This window comes from Candidatus Neomarinimicrobiota bacterium, assembly GCA_022560655.1.
GTDB lineage: Bacteria > Fidelibacterota > Marinisomatia > SCGC-AAA003-L08 > TS1B11 > JADFSS01.
Window position 1 is genome coordinate 1 of sequence record JADFSS010000047.1, and the last position, 16,898, is coordinate 16,898.

18 protein-coding genes are annotated in these 16,898 nt (G+C 64.7%); 7 read left to right on the forward strand and 11 right to left on the reverse strand.

Annotated elements, in window-relative coordinates; all coding sequences use genetic code 11:
• The 5 genes from IH971_07800 to IH971_07820 form a co-directional block, all read left to right on the forward strand.
• A partial coding sequence (locus IH971_07800) for an SEC-C domain-containing protein (protein ID MCH7497737.1) occupies nt 1-249 on the forward strand: 249 nt, incomplete at its 5' end.
• Between the two features lie 326 nt (nt 250-575).
• Nucleotides 576-2,087, forward strand: a complete 1,512-nt coding sequence (locus IH971_07805; protein ID MCH7497738.1) for a methylmalonyl-CoA mutase — start codon at nt 576-578, stop codon at nt 2,085-2,087.
• 2 nt (nt 2,088-2,089) lie between these two features.
• Entirely contained in the window at nt 2,090-2,860 is a 771-nt protein-coding gene (locus IH971_07810) for a biotin--[acetyl-CoA-carboxylase] ligase (GenBank protein ID MCH7497739.1), read from the forward strand.
• A complete protein-coding gene (locus tag IH971_07815; protein MCH7497740.1) occupies nt 2,857-3,678 on the forward strand; it encodes a type III pantothenate kinase in 822 nt (273 codons plus the stop codon). The genes IH971_07810 and IH971_07815 overlap by 4 nt, the downstream gene beginning before the upstream one ends.
• A 165-nt stretch (nt 3,679-3,843) precedes the next feature.
• Complete coding sequence (locus tag IH971_07820; GenBank protein ID MCH7497741.1) at nt 3,844-4,485, forward strand: energy transducer TonB; 642 nt, start codon at nt 3,844-3,846, stop codon at nt 4,483-4,485.
• Between the two features lie 6 nt (nt 4,486-4,491).
• Here IH971_07820 and IH971_07825 read toward each other — a convergent pair whose 3' ends face one another.
• The 5 genes from IH971_07825 to IH971_07845 form a co-directional block, all read right to left on the reverse strand.
• Entirely contained in the window at nt 4,492-5,784 is a 1,293-nt protein-coding gene (locus IH971_07825; protein ID MCH7497742.1) for a (Fe-S)-binding protein, read from the reverse strand.
• Nucleotides 5,775-6,878: an FAD-binding oxidoreductase gene (locus IH971_07830; protein MCH7497743.1), complete on the reverse strand. Its 1,104-nt coding sequence runs from the start codon at nt 6,876-6,878 to the stop codon at nt 5,775-5,777. The genes IH971_07825 and IH971_07830 overlap by 10 nt, the downstream gene beginning before the upstream one ends.
• Nucleotide 6,879: 1 nt before the next feature.
• A complete protein-coding gene (locus tag IH971_07835; GenBank protein MCH7497744.1) occupies nt 6,880-8,316 on the reverse strand; it encodes an FAD-binding protein in 1,437 nt (478 codons plus the stop codon).
• 221 nt (nt 8,317-8,537) lie between these two features.
• The gene (locus IH971_07840) at nt 8,538-8,933 is read right to left on the reverse strand and encodes a hypothetical protein (protein MCH7497745.1); all 396 of its coding nucleotides are present in this window, start codon (nt 8,931-8,933) and stop codon (nt 8,538-8,540) included.
• On the reverse strand, nt 8,930-9,427 hold the full coding sequence (locus IH971_07845) for an RNA polymerase sigma factor (GenBank protein MCH7497746.1): 498 nt from the start codon (nt 9,425-9,427) through the stop codon (nt 8,930-8,932). The genes IH971_07840 and IH971_07845 overlap by 4 nt, the downstream gene beginning before the upstream one ends.
• A gap of 183 nt (nt 9,428-9,610) precedes the next feature.
• Between IH971_07845 and IH971_07850 the strand changes: the two genes are divergently transcribed.
• Complete coding sequence (locus tag IH971_07850; protein MCH7497747.1) at nt 9,611-9,967, forward strand: hypothetical protein; 357 nt, start codon at nt 9,611-9,613, stop codon at nt 9,965-9,967.
• 48 nt (nt 9,968-10,015) lie between these two features.
• Here the strand turns inward: IH971_07850 and IH971_07855 are convergent, their stop codons facing one another.
• Entirely contained in the window at nt 10,016-10,816 is an 801-nt protein-coding gene (locus IH971_07855) for an SDR family oxidoreductase (GenBank protein MCH7497748.1), read from the reverse strand.
• 125 nt (nt 10,817-10,941) lie between these two features.
• Between IH971_07855 and IH971_07860 the strand changes: the two genes are divergently transcribed.
• The gene (locus tag IH971_07860) at nt 10,942-11,700 is read left to right on the forward strand and encodes a PepSY domain-containing protein (GenBank protein ID MCH7497749.1); all 759 of its coding nucleotides are present in this window, start codon (nt 10,942-10,944) and stop codon (nt 11,698-11,700) included.
• Between the two features lie 40 nt (nt 11,701-11,740).
• Here IH971_07860 and IH971_07865 read toward each other — a convergent pair whose 3' ends face one another.
• The 5 genes from IH971_07865 to IH971_07885 all read right to left on the reverse strand — a co-directional run.
• Nucleotides 11,741-12,151 (reverse strand): acetyl-CoA carboxylase biotin carboxyl carrier protein subunit, encoded by a 411-nt coding sequence (locus tag IH971_07865; GenBank protein ID MCH7497750.1) that lies wholly within the window; start codon nt 12,149-12,151, stop codon nt 11,741-11,743.
• 95 nt (nt 12,152-12,246) lie between these two features.
• The gene (locus IH971_07870; protein MCH7497751.1) at nt 12,247-13,755 is read right to left on the reverse strand and encodes an acetyl-CoA carboxylase biotin carboxylase subunit; all 1,509 of its coding nucleotides are present in this window, start codon (nt 13,753-13,755) and stop codon (nt 12,247-12,249) included.
• Nucleotides 13,756-14,010: 255 nt separating this feature from the next.
• Complete coding sequence (locus IH971_07875) at nt 14,011-14,874, reverse strand: aminotransferase class IV (protein ID MCH7497752.1); 864 nt, start codon at nt 14,872-14,874, stop codon at nt 14,011-14,013.
• Nucleotides 14,855-15,778, reverse strand: coding sequence for a hypothetical protein (locus tag IH971_07880; protein MCH7497753.1), 924 nt, complete (start codon nt 15,776-15,778; stop codon nt 14,855-14,857). The genes IH971_07875 and IH971_07880 overlap by 20 nt, the downstream gene beginning before the upstream one ends.
• Nucleotides 15,779-15,783: 5 nt before the next feature.
• Nucleotides 15,784-16,898 (reverse strand): site-specific DNA-methyltransferase (locus IH971_07885; GenBank protein MCH7497754.1); only part of this gene is annotated, 1,115 nt, incomplete at its 5' end.

Sequence of the window (16,898 nt, forward strand, 5' to 3'; positions counted from 1 at the left end):
CTTGGAGAGCGCTATCTGGACTACGCCCATGTTGAGAGGCAGATCGTCAAGGAAAGTAATCTCCTAGCTGGACTGGCGGATGATCCCAGACGTAGGTATTTGGGCAAGATTGAAGAACAAGACTTGGATTTCATTATCAAGAAGCGAAGCATAGGGATTAATGAGTTATGCCCGTGCAAGAGCGGGAAAAAGTTCAAGGATTGTCATCTGGATGAGGTCAGAAAGGGCAGCTCTAAGCCGCTGGCGTGATTCATTTCAATTCATCACGCCCCCATCCCACCCTCTCTCCTCCTCGCCGCGCGCGCGAACCGGAGTAGGGGCTCCGCAGAACGTTGACCCCCCGTCAATCCGCCGCCTACTGTCCCCGATATTCATGTCGTAACTTTCCCCGTCTATGGCTTGTGCAGCACCGCCGCTCAATCGCGCCCGATTTTTTCAGGCTTGTCCCGCAGCACATTGGGCCAGGGTGCGCCGTGAAATAACCGGCCTGAGGTCGATTCGGTGCCGTGACCCCCTCCCCCCCTGTGCGGGGTCACCCTCTCCGTCGGAGGGGGTGGCCCAAAGGTGACCCAAAGATGACCCCAAAACGACCGCGTCCTGCACCCGAGCAGCCCGGCCAGTACCCGTTCACCCGGGGGCTCTATCCCGAGATGTACCGTCAGCGCCTCTGGACCATGCGCCAGTATGCCGGCTTCGGCACCGCCGAGTCCAGCAACCGCCGTTTCCGCTACCTCCTCGACCAGGGCGGCACCGGCCTTTCGGTGGCCTTCGACCTGCCCACCCAGATGGGCTACGACTCCGACCACTCCCTGGCCGAGGGTGAGGTGGGCCGGGTGGGGGTGGCCATCGCCTCCCTGGCCGACATGCAGGTGCTGCTGGACGGCATTCCCCTTGACCAGGTCTCCACGTCCATGACCATCAACGCCACCGCCCCCATCCTCATGGCGCTCTACGCGGTGGTCGCCGAGGGCCAAAACATACCGCTGGCCAAGCTGCGCGGTACGGTGCAAAACGATATTCTCAAGGAGTACATCGCCCGGGGCACCTACATCTACCCGCCCCGTCCATCGCTCCGTCTGGCCGTCGACCTCTTTGCCTGGTGTGGTGACGAACTGCCCCTCTGGAACCCGATCTCCATCAGCGGCTACCACATCCGCGAGGCCGGCGCCACGGCGGCCCAGGAGCTGGCCTTCACCTTTGCCAACGGTATCGCTTATGTCCAGGCCGCCGCCGATGCCGGGCTGGACCTGAACCGCCTCGGTCAGCGCCTGAGCTTCTTTTTCAACGTGCAGATGAACCTGCTGGAGGAGGCGGCCAAGTTCCGTGCCGCCCGCCGTATCTGGGCCACCCTTATGAAGGAGCGCTTCGGCGTCACCGAGCCCAAGGCGCAGATGTGCCGGTTCCACGTCCAAACGGCGGGCTCCTCCCTCACCGCCCAGCAGATCGACAACAATGTGGTGCGCACCACCATCGAAGCCCTGGCCGCCGTGCTGGGGGGCGCCCAGTCGCTGCACACCAACAGCCGCGATGAGGCCCTCGGCTTGCCCACCGAGGAATCGGTGCGCCTCGCCCTCCGCACCCAGCAGATCATCGCCCACGAGACCGGCCTGCCCGACGTTGTCGATCCCCTGGCCGGCAGCCACGCGGTGGAGCAGCTCACCGCCAGCCTGGAGCGGGAGGCCCTGGCACTCATTGCCGAAATCGATGAGCTGGGTGGGGCGGTGGCGGCCATCGAGGAGGGCCATCAGCAGGAGCAGATCGCCCGCTCGGCCTACGACTTCCAGTCGGCGGTTGAAACCGGCGCCACCGTCATCGTAGGCGTCAACCGCTTCACAGAGGGCGATGCCGGCCAGGTCCCGGTCCAGACGGTTGATCCCCAGGCAGCGGAGCAGCAGTTGCGTCGTCTAAAACAGGTGAAGGCCCAGCGCGGCAGCGGGGCTCAGGATGCGCTGGCAGCGCTCAACACCGGTGCTCAGGGCGACGGCAATCTGATGCCGCTTATCGTTACTGCGGTGCGGCAGCTCGCCACCCTGGGGGAAATTTCCCAGGTCCTCAGCGATGTATTTGGCGAGTACCGGCCAGGCTAGCCGTGCTGTTCGTGCAACTCATCCAGGCCAATCTCACCACCCGCCGCCTCGGCCGCGAGATCACCTATTACCCCTTCACCGATTCCACCAACGCCGACCTGTGGGAGCTGCTGGCGGACGGCGAGGCGGTGCCCGGCCAGGTGGTAGTGACCGACCATCAGAAGGCCGGGCGCGGGCGACAGGGACGCACCTGGTTTTCGGCCCCTGACCTAAGCCTCCCTTTTTCGGTGCTCATCCAGCCGCAGCTCCCCGCCGAGCGGCTGGGGCTGCTGTCGCTGGCCGCCGGCGTGGCCGTCGTCGATGCCTTGGCGGGCGTACAGGTGGCGGCAAAACTGAAGTGGCCCAACGACATTGTGGTAGGGCCAGACAAGCTGGGGGGCATCCTCGCCGAGGGCCGCACCATCAAAGGCCAGCAGATGGTCGTTTTGGGTATGGGCCTGAACGTGAACGAGCAGCCCGCCGATTTTCCGAAGGAGCTGCAGGCGGTGTCATCGGCGCGCATCATCGCTGGCGGGACGCCGGTGCAGCGCGAGCTGCTCCTGGCCGGCGTTCTCAATCGACTGGAGCACCTTGTGGAGGCCGGCTTGGACGATGTGGCCGGGCTGTGGCAGGAGCGCTGCGCCCATCTGGATGCGGAGGTGCGCTTCCACGGTGCCTCCGGGCCGGTTCAGGGGCGCTTTCTTGGTATCGATGCAAGCGGTCGCGGGACCATCGATGTAGACGGCCAGGTCATCACGGTCTCGGCCGGGGACCTGGACTGGTCGCCCGCGTGAAAGACGATGGCAGTTCGTCCCACCACTCACTTGCGGAGCCGCCCATGCTGCTGGCCATAGACATAGGCAACACCAACGTGGTGCTGGCCCTGTTTCAGGATGGCGAACTGCTCAACAGCTGGCGTCTCCACACCCGCGCCACCCACACTTCCGACGACTGGTGGATTGCCATCCAGCGCCTCTACAGTGACGGGCAGACCGGCTTTGACGGGGTGCGGAGCGTCATTATTTCCAGTGTTGTACCGGTGGTGGGGCGGGCGCTGAGCGACATGTGTGAGCGCTACTTGCAGCTCACCCCCCTCATGGTGAGCGCCGCCCTGCCGCTCGATCTGGGCCTGGATGTTGAGCAGCCGGCCACTGTGGGAGCGGACCGGATCTGCAACGTGGTGGCAGCCCGGGAGCTTTACGGGTCCCCCTGCGTGATTGTCGATCTGGGCACGGCCACCACCTATGATGTGGTCAATGCAGCGGGGCACTTTATCGGGGGCGCCATCGCGCCGGGTGTGGAGACCGGCGCCCGGCAGCTCTTCACCGGGGCAGCCCTCCTCTCAGCCGTCGATTTGAAGGTCCCCGACTCGGCTATCGGCCGGGATACGGAGACCAATCTCCAGTCTGGCATCGTCTTTGGTGCGGTGGATCAGATCGACGGAATGATCGGCCGCATTCGCGCAGAAATGGGCTGGGAAGAACTGCCGGTGATCCTGACGGGCGGGTTGGGGGACCTGCTGGTTGGCCAGTTGCGCACGCCCGTTATCTCCGACCCCGATCTCACCGCCAAGGGATTGCAGCTCATTCATCAGCGCTGCGGGCAGGATTAGACTGTCACAGTACCGAAGTCACAGCGACGCCGGCCGTGGCGGAGCTGCTGGCGGCCACTTTTACAGGGCAACTATTTTCGGGTCTAGTGCGTCAAACATGTATCGAGATCGAATTGCAGCTCGACCAACCCGCTGGACAGCCCAGCTGAAATTGACAGGAGACTCATGCAGCACCCCAATTCGCACTATAATTATCCACTCCGGGTGCGGGTGGTTTTCCTTGGTGTCCTATTTACCCTTGCGGCGACGTTGAAACTGTTCCCCCGTTTTGAGGCCGGTGACCCTGCAAATCTGGCTGCTGCCATCGATGAGTTTGTACGGGATATCGATATCCCCGAGACCCGCCAATTCGAGCCGCCACCACCGCCGCCACGACCTTCCATTCCCATCGAATCAGAAGATGAGGACCTTGCCGAGGACATCACCATCGAGGAGACCTCGCTCGACAACTTTGAAGATTGGAAGGCGCCGCCCATGCCCGATAACGATGCCGGCTCGCGCATAAAGTTCATCGCCTACGACGAACCGCCCGCTCCCATCGGCGGCTACGCGGCGATTGCTAACCGACTGGTCTACCCCGAAATCGCACGGCAGGCAGGTATACAGGGAACCGTCGTACTGCAAATATTCGTGAATGAGCGCGGCTTCATAACGGAAGTCCTGGTGCAAAAGGGGCTGCCTCAGACCGGCATGGACGAGGCCGCCGTGAAGGCCATCAAGCAGGTACGATTTACTCCGGCCCGGCAGCGGGACCGGCCGCTGGGTGTCTGGATCTCCATCCCCATTCAGTTCCGTCTCTCCAGTTGATTCCGTCTAGGCCTGGGCTGCCTCCGCGTCCAGTCCAAAAGCATCCCGATAGGCTCGCTCCTGCTGATAGGCCTGGTCGAGAACCTGCACGGTATGGCGCACCGGGATTTTGAGTCCCGCCAGCCTCAAACCGGCCTGCAGCTGCAGTTGGCAGCCGGGATTGCCGGTCACCAGCACATCCGGCGACAGGGCCGCTACGTGCTCGATCTTGCGGGCCAGGACCTGGCGGGACATTTCAGGCTGCGTAAGCGTGTAAGCGCCCGCGCCGCCGCAACAGAGTTCAGATTCGGGCAGCGGCAAGAGGCTCTCGCAGGCGGCTGACAGGAGTTGCAAAGGCGCCTGCCGGACACCCTGGGCATGGAGCAGATGACAGGGGGCGTCGTAAGTAAAGTTGCCGGTCAGTCTGGAACGAGGCGGTCGGACCAAGCGGGGCGCCAGCCACTCAGCCACGTCAACGGGCGCCGGGCTCTCATCGCCGGGCCATAGCGCTCCCCGCAGCTGAGCGCCGCAACCGGCAGCGTTGACAATCAGGGCCTGGGCGTCCACCCGCTGCAGCGCGTCCCGGTTGATCTCCAGCAGGCGCTCCGCTTCAGCAGACTGCCCCGCGTGGCTATGCAGGGCGCCGCAGCAGCCTTGTCCCGCGGGGACCGCCACGTCGAAACCATTCCAGCGCAGCACGCGGATCGTGGCCTCGTGGACCTCGCCGTACCAGTGGGCCATGACGCAGCCGGTGAACAGCGCCACCGCGCCCTGTCGCGCGCCATTGGATGTGACGGCGGGCGACAAAGGTCTTGAATGCCGCCCGAACGGGTAGCGCTGCAGAGCCGGCATTCCGGCCAGCTGAAAGTTCAACGCGGCCGGCAACAGTCTGAGTGCCCGTGCCACGCGATCCAGTCGGGTACGCTGGCCAAGCCGGATCAACGCAGTCAGCAATCGCAACTTGGGCGCCTGCGTCACCCAGTCCAGGGCCAGCCGCTCCGACCAGGAGGGAGCGCTGCCGGCATCATTCCGGTGGCTGCGGGTCCGTTCCAGCAAGTGTCCGTACTGGACACCCGAAGGGCAGACCGTCTGGCATGCCAGGCAGCCAAGACAGAGGTCGATATGATTGTAGGCGCCTGCAACGTCGACGCCAGGGTCCCGATCCAGCGCCTTCATGAGGACCAGTCGGCCCCGGGGTGAATCGGCCTCCTTGCCGTTGGCCTGGTAGGTGGGGCAAGCGGGCAGGCACAGGCCGCAGTGAATGCACTCCTGCAGGAGCCGGTAGTCTTCCTGTGAGAACAGCTGGTGCTCTACAACCATTGTGCCTCCGGCAGCGGCCCAAACAGGCCGTCGGGATCGAGGATCTGTTTGATTTTACGCAGCACCCCATACTCGTCAGCCTCATGGTCCCTGAGAGGGCTTGTGCTTCCGGCGAAGCCGTTGAGCCGTTGTAGCCGCCCGCCGGGGGGCAATTTTGACCTCAACAGTTCCTCCAGATTTGGCTCTATGAGGGGGCTTTCCGCGGTGTCTAGGGTAACCACCCCTGCCGCCGGGTAGCACACCAGGTTTACCGACAGGCGGCTTACCGCCGCCAGCAGAGGCTCCAGCTGCGTGGGCAGCACCTGCAGCCGCAGGGAGGGCCGGAAACCGTCGTCGTGACGCTCTCGGGGCAGCCGCTCCACCTGGGCGATGGTGGCGTCGTCGCCGCTCCACTGGGTAACTGTCTCCGGGGGCAGCCGGGTGAATCCCTCCAGCCTCCAGCGCCCCTGGTTGCGGACGAGCCGAAGAGCTTCCCACGGCTCGCCCCGCCCGGACGGATGGGTGCTGCGGCGGGACTGCTGCCACACCTTGAGGAGTGGCGGGTAATCGTTGGCCTGCCACTCCGCCCGGGTGACGCGGACTGGCAGAGGCAGGAGCCGAAACGTGATTTCCACCAGTGGGCCGAAGGCGTCCCGGGCGCCGATGTAGAGTGGCGCCAATTGATACCCGGCCACATTCTTCACGACCGCCGCGCCGGATGAGACCTCGCGGCCGCGGTCGTCGCAGGCGGTAAGGCGCATGACCCAGTTGCGGCTGGGGCCGTGGCGGTAGCTGAGCCAACTGAGGGAATCGTCCCGGGCCAGGTAGGCCGCCAGGGTCTGCTCGCCGCCATCAGCGGCATCGAGGGGCAGCCAGAGCCGCTGAGCTTCCACGGCATCCTTGATAGCCGCCAGGGTCAGGCCTGTCTCTACGGTGATGACCATGTCCGGCGCATGGAAGGAGATGACCTTGTCGAGGTGGGTCAAGTCCCATCTCCGGGCAGCGCCCGGTGCCCCGATGGACTCGCCGCGCTGGCGGGCCTCGGCAATGAGCGCGCCTACCTGGTGCCGGGAATCCGGCCGCGCGGCGGGGCGGTCAAGATCGGTCGTGGGCACGTCAGATCCAGGTTCCGGCGGGCAGGGAGCTTCCGCCGCGCACCTCGCCGCAGCGCGCTCCGTTGGGGAATATCTTGTCCGGATTCAGCAAGCCGGCGGGATTCAGGCCATCGCGCAAGCGGGTCATGTGGGCCAGGTCGTCCGCGCCGAACATGCGGTGGATGAGGCTGCGCTTTTCCACTCCGATGCCGTGTTCGCCGGTGAGCGAACCACCCAGCTCAAGGCAGGCGAGCAGGATCTCCTCCGAACAGGCGATGGCCTTCTCCGGACCGCCCGGCTCGTCCGGGTCGTAGAGGATCAGCGGGTGGATGTTGCCGTCGCCTGCGTGGCAGACATGGGCAACCCGCAGGCCGTGGCGGTCAGCGATCCGGTAGGATGCATGCATGATTTCGGTGAGTTTGCTGCGAGGCACGACGCCGTCATTGGTATAAAACGCTGGCGTCAACTTGCCCAGCGTGCCGACGGCGTGCTTGCGCCCGCGCCACAGCCGTTGGCGTTCCTCCTCCGAGGTGGCGATGCGGAAGCTCACCGCGCCGTTGCTCCGGCAAATTTTGGCAACCAGTTCTTCGTCCTGCCGCACCAACTGGGGGTCGCCGTCCAGCTCAATGAGCAGCACGGCCTCCGCATCGGTGGGGAAGCCGGCCTGGAGCTGGGCCTCCACGGCCTGGATGCAGAGGCGGTCGATGAGCTCCAGAGCCGTTGGCAGGACACCGGCGGCCAGCAGGGCCGAGACCGACTCAGTGGCGGCAGCCACCTCGGCGTAGACGGCCAGCATGGTGCTGACGGAGGGCGAGACCGGTATAAGGCGCACCACAATTTCGGTGGCGATGGCAATGGTGCCCTCGGTACCGGCGAGAAAGGTGGTGATGTCGGGGCCGGTCCTTACCGGCAGCGGGCCGCCCAGTGTGGCTACGCTGCCATCCGGCCAAACGACCGTGAGTCCCAGCAGGTTGTGGCTGGTGACCCCGTATTTGAGCGTATGGGGCCCGCCGGCATTTTCCGCCACATTGCCACCGATGGTGCAGGCGGCCTGGCTGGATGGATCGGGTGCGAAGGTGAGGCCGTGTGGCCGGGCCTGGAGGCTGAGGTAGTTGTTCACCACGCCGGGCTGTACAACGGCGTAACCGTCATCGGGATAGAGGCCCAACAGGCGGTTCATGCGGCTCATCTGGATGATGACGCCGCCATCGCTGATGGCGCCTCCGCTGAGGCCTGTGCCGGCGCCCCGGGCGAGGAAAGGAACATCCGCGGCGGCGCAGGCGCGCACGATGCGGGCACACTCGTCCGTGCTATCGGGGTAGACGACGCCGGCGGGGCGGGCGGCCCGGAGCGTAAGACCGTCGGACTCGTAAACCAGCAAATCCGCAGGCCCCGTATCCACGTGTTGTGCGCCGACGATGCGGCGCAGCTGCTTCACCAGACGTGCGGGGAGGGCCATAGGTGAAGTTTTCACCGGGACGGGGCGAACTCAAGCGAAAAAGGCGGGCCACCGCTGCGGGTCGCGGGGCAGTCGAACCATGCGGCGAGTCTGTCGCCAGCAGCGGGCTAGCGCGAATGGCTTGAGGCCCAGCGGGGGCGGATACTCAATATAATGGAGACAACGTGAAGCGGCCGGCTGCGGCTTACGCGGTGCCCGCGGGAATGAGGCTCGGTGCGGTGCTAGCCGCCCGCCAGACTCCGGACGAAGAGCTGATCGTTGCGGTCCTGGGCTCGCAGGTACATCCATGTGGCCAGGCCGACACCCAGCATTAGTGCTGCCAGGCCCGCCCCCACCGATACCAGAGTCAGCGCAGGCATCACGGGCAGGGTCAAATTCACTGCCAGGCCGGTCATTTTCAACGCCAGATAGTCTGTCACGACGGCGGCCCTGGTAACAAGCAGCCAGGCGGCGGGCGGCGTCAGCACGATTGCGGGGAGGCCCCAGCGCAGATCCCAGAACGTGACCGGCGCGGGCAGGTGGGGAATGGCCAGCAGCCGGGCTTTGAGCCGGGGGGGCAGCTCGGCCTGGGCGGCCTTAAAGATCCCGCCAAGATCACCGCGATAATTTTGGGTCATGTGAGGCTCCCTTCCACATCCTTGAGCGAGCTGGCCAGGGCGGCTTTGGCGCGGTGCAGGTAGGACTTGATGGTATTGAGCGGTTGGCCCATGATGGCGGCGATCTCCTCGTAAGACTGGTCCTGGAAATAATGGAGCGTGACCGCCAGCCGCTGTCCCTGGGGCAGCCGGTTGACGGCGCGACGCACGCGGCTGTGGCGAAAGCCGGCCAGTGACTGCTCCTCGGGAGTGGGGTTATGGGTGTCCATCAGGGCGGCCTGGTCTTCCAGGTCGAGGGGCAGGGTGCGGCGCCGTTTGAACTGGTCGTAGCAGACATTCTTGACGATGCGGTACATCCAGGTGGACAGACTGGACCTGCCCTGGTATTTCTCCAGCCCGCGGTAGATCCTGATGAACGCATCCTGGGTGGCGTCTTCAGCAAGCACTTCGTCGTTGAGGGTAAACAACGCTATATTATACACAGCTTTTCCGTGGGTTTCAACCAGGGCTTTCAAGGCCCCTGCGCGGTCGCCAGCCCGATATTGACTGAGGATATCAGCGTCGCTGGGCGGCTCCATCATGGGATAAGACGGGGTTTGTCCCCGAATTGTTGCAGGGCGATATCTGTCGCTGCGCGTTGAGGGTGCAACAATGGGCCGCCGCGATGCGTCAAAGGACCATAACAGAGGAGGATTCCGATGACTAGTGAAATTTGGATTCCCATTATTGCCATAATCTTTGGTGTTGGTGGAACCGTTGGTATCATTGCACTATTGCTGATCCTCAGCTACAAGAAACGGCAGACCCAGAGTCGGGAAATTCTTGCTGCCATCGAAAAGGGCATGGATATACCCTTAGCACTATCCAAGGCCAGAAATTACCGCACCCAGGGTCTGGTCTGGACAGCGGTGGGTATTGCGCTCACGATTGCCATAGGCGTTTCATCCCAGGAGTGGGCCGGTGCGGTCTGGGGCCTGCTGCCGCTGGCGGTGGGTGTCGCCTTCCTGCTCATTGCCCGTGGTCAGGAGAAGAGAGGCGAAGAGAAGCCCGCCTGAGCCACCCACGGTTGTAACCCAAACCCAGCCGCTCGCTCAGAACGACCCTCAGGGCCGTAGCCCCACCTTCCGGCGGGCGATGCGGTCGATTAGCCCGGGGAAGAAGGGCCGGATGAAGCGCCCTACCTTGCCCAGAGTGGTGAGCAGCACCTCACGCTGCCTGCGGCTGGCGGCCCGCAAAATGAGCTCTGCGCAGCGCTCCACGCTCATGGCTCCCGGTCTGGGGGGGCGAGCAGCTTCGCGTTGCACGACGCCCTCCCTGACTACATAGCGGCGAACGCCGCTGGCGACTGAGCTGGGGCAGACCACAGTTACGCTCACGCCTGAGCCCACCAGTTCCACACGCAGGGCGTCGAAAAACCCGTGCAGGGCGTGCTTGCTGGCTGAGTAGCCCGTGAGGGTGGGTATGCCGGCCTTCCCCGCCAGGCTGGAGACCGCCACCAGCCGGCCCGCGCTCGCCAACAGGTGGGGCAGTGCGGCCTGTGTGCAGTAGACGGCGCCCAGGTAGTTTACGGCCATCATGCGCTCCAGCAGGGCCAGGTCGGGCAGGTCTTCAAACAGGGCGTGCAAGGAGATGCCGGCGTTGCAGATGAGCATATCCAGGCCCCCGAAGGCGGCCACCGTTCGATCAACCAGCGAGCGGCATTGGTCCGCAGCGGTCACGTCGGTGGGAACCACCATGGCGGTGCCACCGAGGCGGCGGCAGTCTGCCGCTACCTGGTCGAGCAGGTCCGTGCGCCGGGCCGCCAGCGACAGACGCGCTCCCTGGGCCGCCAGCTGACGGCAGAGCTGGGCGCCAATGCCGCTGGAGGCGCCGGTGACGATGATCCGCTGGTGGTAGAACGACATGCCTGGGTTCGGGTCGCACAAAAGTGCCAATTGGGACGTGAGGAATTTACCACCGGTCGCACGCCAGCCTAACTTTCACTATGGCCGTGATGGTGTGCTTAAGTTTGCCGGGGTAGGCGTACCCCATGTCCCAAGCAGCGCGGCAAAAGTTCATCCGGCGGTGGCACCGCCGACTGGGGCCCATCATCGGTATTCAGCTGCTGGCGTGGTCCCTGGGGGGACTGTATTTCTCCTGGGTGCATATTACGCTCGTGCGTAGCGAGATGGATATTGCCGCTGCCGAGCCGCCTGACCTGAAGTTCGAAAATTACCTGGCACCCCTCCCGCCCCTGATTCGCAACAGCGAGCTGGCCGGCGTCGAGCATATCGAGCTGGGCAAGCTGCTGAACCTGCCGGTCTATCGCCTCACCCAGGACGACCACCACGCCGAGACCTATAACGCCATTACCGGCGAGCGCATCTCGCCTTTCGCGCGGGAGACAGCCGTGGCCGTGGCGGAGGCGGATTTTGCCCCCCAGGTGCCAGTGAAAGGGGCCACCCTGGTGGAGAACCAGGGGGGCGAATACCGCGGACCGGTCCCGGTCTGGAAAGTTGAATTCAGCAACTGGAAAGCGACGGCCATTTACGTGAGCGCCGAGACGGGTAAGGTCACCGCCCGGCGCAGTTCCATCTGGCGGGCCTACGACATTCTGTGGATGTTCCATATCATGGACTACGGCGCGCGGAAAAATTTCAACAATTGGATCCTCCGCAGCATGTCCATCCTGGGGGTAACGACCATTGTCTCGGGCTATTATTTGTGGTATCTGACGACCCCGCTGCTGGGGCCGACCCGCCGGGCCCAGAGCCGCTCGCCACGGCGGCAGCGCACCCGCAAGCGCTGAGCTCAGGCAGTGTTTTTTGAGGCCCTTTGGGTGCCTTTGGCTACTGCCCAGTCAGCTCCACCAGCCGGTCGCCCCTGTTCACCGTGTCGCCCGCTGCTACGTGCAGGGCTGAGACCGTACCGGCAAATGGCGCCAGCAGTTCGTTCTCCATTTTCATGGCCTCCAGCACCAGCAGCCGGCTGCCTGCTTCCACCGTGTCCCCCACGGCCACAGCCACCGAGGATATGACGCCGGGGATCGGCGCCGCTATGCGGCCACTCTGCTCCCGGTGGCCCCGGGTCAGGCCCAGTTTTTCGATGGTGATATCGAGGCTGGAACGCAAGTTGACCACGTAGTTGCGCTGGCGGAGACGGACCACGATGCCGTCCTTGCCCGGCTGTAGGGTCAGGTAATGGGAGCGACCATCAATGATGAGCGAGTAGGCGTAGGGTGATAGGCGCACCAGGTCCACGTGGGCGCTGCTGCCATCAATGGTGACCTCTGCCCGTTGGCCATCCAGGCGCAGGTCCAGGTGCAGCGTGCGGTCGCCGATGCTGGCCTGGTAGATCAGTCCGACACCTGCCTGTCACGCCCCTGCCGGAGCCAGTTGCCCTCAGCGGGGGGCGCACGGCCGGTGTTCTCCCCAGCTGGTCTGGGAGACGCTGCAAACAGTGCTGCGCCGATAGCCGCGGCGGTTTCCAGGTCCTCGGGCTGCTCACCCGCCCAGCCAGCCAGCTCCGGCAAATGGTCATGCACAAAGTTGGTGTCGTAATCCCCTGCAATGAAGGCCGGGTGGTGCATGCTGGCCAGGCAGAAGGGGATGGTGGTCTGCAGGCCCTCAACGCGCAGCTCTTCCAGGGCGCGGCCCATGCGTTGGATGGCCTCGGGACGGGTCCGGCCCCACACGCACAGCTTGCCCAGTAGGGGATCGTAGTGGTGGGTGATCTCCAGCCCGACGCGCAGGCCGTGGTCCAGGCGTACGCCGGTTCCGCCGGGAATCGTGATGTCGCGCACCTGGCCCGTGGAGGGTGCGAACCCGTTGAAGCCGTCTTCGGCGTAAATCCGGCACTCGATGGCGTGGCCTCTGGGCGTACTATCTGCCATGCTAAATGACAGCGACTCTCCGGCGGCCACCCGGAGCTGCTCCGCCACCAAATCCAGGCCGGTGACCAGCTCGGTGATGGGGTGCTCCACCTGCAGGCGGGTGTTCATTTCAAGGAAGTAAAACTGACCCGCGCTGTCCACCAGGAACTCCACGGTGCCGGCACCGCGATAGTCGCAGGCCTTGGCGAGCCGTACGGCCAGCTCGCTCAGCTGGGTGCGCAAATCCGGGGCTATGGAGGGTGCGGGGGTCTCCTCGATGATTTTCTGGTAGCGCCGCTGAATGGAACACTCGCGCTCACCAAGACTGGCCATGTTGCCGTGTTCATCGCCGAATATCTGGACCTCCACGTGTTGGGGCCGATCGAGGGCCTTTTCCAGGTAGACCCGGCTGTCGGCGAAGGCTCTGGCCGACTCCGAGCGAGCACGCTCCAGGGCCGCGTCGAGCACATCGGGCCCCGCCACCATGCGCATTCCCTTGCCGCCGCCGCCGCCGGCAGCCTTGACTAAGAGGGGATAACCGATTTCGTCAGCCAAAGTTGCAGGATCATCGCTTTCAGTCAACGGTCCGGCGCTGCCGGGAATGACGGGCAGGCCGGCCTCCCGGGCCAATTGCCGCGCGGCAAGCTTGTCGCCCATCTGGGTGATGGTTTTCGGGGCCGGGCCGATCCAGGCGAGGCCGGCGGCCTCCACCGCGCCAGCGAACGCCGCGTTTTCAGACAGAAAGCCGTAGCCCGGATGTAAGGCATCGGCACCGACGGACTGTGCGGCTTGCAGAATGCGCTCCCTGTCAAGGTACGACTGCGACGAAGGCGCGGGGCCGATATGGACCACTTCATCGGCCAGCAGCACGTGGGGGGCGGTGCGGTCAGCGTCGGAATAGACGGCAACGGTGGTGATGCCCAGTTCCCGGCAGCTGCGGATGATGCGCACGGCGATCTCGCCCCGGTTGGCGATGAGGACTTTGCTGAACACGGCGCAGGGAGTTTAGTCAGGTTCGCCCAGCCTGACAAGAGATGGCCCACCGCAGAAAGGGGCGCTTAAGCGGAGATCAGTCTATTTGTCGCGGAGCTCCACCTTGCCTGAGACTGTTTTCAGCACGATCCCTGGTTGGTGGGCGTCTCTGGTGAAGATTTTTCTTACAATGGTATTGCCCCTCCGTCCGGAGCGGCCCCCGTCGCCGTCCAACATTTCTTCGCTATCGAAGGGATAGGGCGCGGCTGGAGCGTCTCACCCGCCGCCCGTCTCGCGCTGGACCTGGGCTTCCACGGCTGCCCTCAGGCGCATCGTCAGGGGATATTCGCGGGGTCCGTAGCCATCCCACGTGCAGGGGTAGACCCCGATGCCGGTGCTGGAAATGAAAGCCTCATCCATCTGCTTGGCGGAGGCAGCGGGTATGGGAGCGTGGTCCACCGTCAACCCCAGGGGCCGGGCGAGATCGAGCACCAGGTCGCGGGTGACGCCGGGGAGGATGCCCAGGGAGCGATCGGGCGTATGCAGCGTCTGGCCCTTGATGAAGAAGATATTGCGTATGGCACATTCGGTTACCAGTCCGTCGCGGTTGACGAAGACGGGCTCATAGGCGCCCTGCGCCACCGCGTCGCGGATCGCCAGCATGTTCCCCAGATAGGTCATGGACTTGAGGGCCGGCACCATGCGGGCAATGGGGTAGTCTTCCTCCTGCACGAAGAGCACTTTGACCGGGATGGCGGGCTGGGCATCGATGAACCGGAAGCCGGCGTACAGGTTGGCCGGGCCGGGATGCTTCCAGGGGGCACCCGCCAAGGTACCCCGCGTGCACATGAGGCGAATGAGGGTATCCTGCAACTGGTTGCGCTCCACCAGCGATTCCATGACCGCCACCACCTCGTCATCGGGCAGGGGGAAGTCAATCTGCAACATCTGCATGCCCTCGCGCATCCGGGCCAGATGTCTAAGGGGCCGAAAGATGGAACCGTTGGCCACGCGGAGGGTCTCGAACAGGCCATCGCCGTACCAGAAGCCGCTGTCCATGAAGGGGACGGTGGCCTGGCTCTGGCGCACCCAGTCACCATTGGCGTAAACGATGGGGTCTTTAAGCGGTGTTGCCGGCATGGGGTTCGCCGCCTGCGGCAGTCAAATTCAGGCGGGTGAAGTTTATGCTATCCCGGCTGGTGATGGCGAAGGAAAAGATCTCGCCACTCAGATAACGGTGGGCGAACTCCGGCGCGGACAGGCCCTTCAGCGACGCCGTCTCACGCCGGCCCTCGATCCGCTGCACGATGACGGGGGCTTTGGGCGGTGACCACTTGAGGTGGGTGCCCGCCAGGCCGTACAGTCCCAGGATAATGTCCTCGTCCCAGTCGGGGTTGAAGCGCAGCTGACGATTCTCGGGGGGAAGCGCTCCGCCCAGCCGGTCCAGGCGGACATAGAGCTGGTCCTCCATGCGCCGCTGGAACTGGGCGCTGCCCACCTGGTGGAACAGCCACGACCAGTTGTAATCCGGCAGGCGCTCGTGCCACTCCCGGCAGTTGTCCGCATAGCGCGCGGCGGTCAGCCAGCTGGAATCGGCGTGCAGCACCAGCAGCCGGGCCATGAGGCTGCGGCGCAAGGGCACGTTGTGGAGCCACAGCAGGAACAGGATGGTGGAAAAGGGGTATTTCCGGGCGAAATGGTGGGCGCCGACGCCGGCCAGCAGGTTGGGGTTGCAGATGTGGGCCAACGGGGCGGGGGTGGTGTTCCCCAGCATCAGGATGTGGTGCCCCACGGCGTAACTGGCCGGAATGACCACATCCAGGCCGACCCATACCAGCTGCCGCCGGTGGGGGAGCGCTTCCGGCGCAAGCCATAGGGCGATGCCGTCATAATAACCGGCCACCTGCCAGCCCAGGTGGTGGTGCAGGAAGGCCGCCGACAGCAGTCCGTTCACGTCAGCGGAGATGATGATTCGCTGGTTGGGCTGCTGCAGCCAGGGGAAGCGCCGGAAGATGGCCGCGCGGTTGAGGGGTGCGCCCGGCACCGGGCCTACCAGCTGACGGCGGGGCGGTTGACGGTGGGAGCGTCTCCTTTGCACAGCACGAGTATGCGGTCCAACGTGGTGGCCCGGCCCCGGGTGCTGTTCCAGATCCGGGTGACCTTGGCGCTGTCGGCGATGGCGTCAGGAACGATGTCCAGCAGCTGCAGCCCGGTGTCCGGGGCCGCCTGCCACACGGCCTCGGCCAGGTTTACCTGTGGCCGGCCGTTCTGGGCCACGTCTCCAATGAGCAGGACCGCCAGGCCTCCCGGGCGCAGCAGCCGGGCCAGCTGCAGCAGGGTGGCGCGCATGAATGCCTGGTAGGCGGGCAGGTCGTGGCCGTCATCAAGCCGCCGGTCCACCTCCTCCACCGGCACGTCCAGGAACCAGAGGCGAATCCAGTTATACAGCCCATATTTCACCACCTTCAGATAGGGGGGCGAAGTGACCACCAGCTGGACGGATTCCGGCTCGACGACCTCGTCCAGCTGCCGGACATCCACGGAGTAGGCCCGGCCCCGGACCGCCGGCACCCCCTGGCGATAGAGCCGATGGATGCGGCGGCGAGTGTTCGCGAACACGTCCAGGGGCAGGTAACGGAGTCCTTTGTCCCGGACATAATTGCGTATATAGACGGGGCTCATGCTGAAAGTGTTGGGCATATCGATGCTCAAGTAGATGGAGTCGGTCTGTTTGCGGCGGTACTTGCCGTGCAGGATGCCCAGGATCGTGGCGCGGATGAACACGTCCTCCCGGCTATCGGTGAGGACCGCTTTGAGATAGGTCAGCTGCTCAAGGGTTTTGGGGTGAAACACCACCGTAATGGGTCCAGCTGCCGGTGCGGGGGTGGCGGTTTGGGCCAGCCACTGCATTTCCAGCTCCGCCAGGCGCGCCAGCACAGCGTCCTTAGCGGGCGGGTCCAGCTTGGCCCGGGACAGCACGTACGCCAGTGGGTTCAGGTCGTTGGCGATGCCCACCCGCCCATCGACGCAAGCCTGGGTGGGGGTGGTGCCCCGGCCGCTGAAGGGGTCCAGCACGTGGTCGCCGGGGTTGGTGAAGCGCTGGATGAAGTAGTGGGGAATACGCGGCGGAAACATGGCCATGTAGCTGCACATGGGATGGAAGG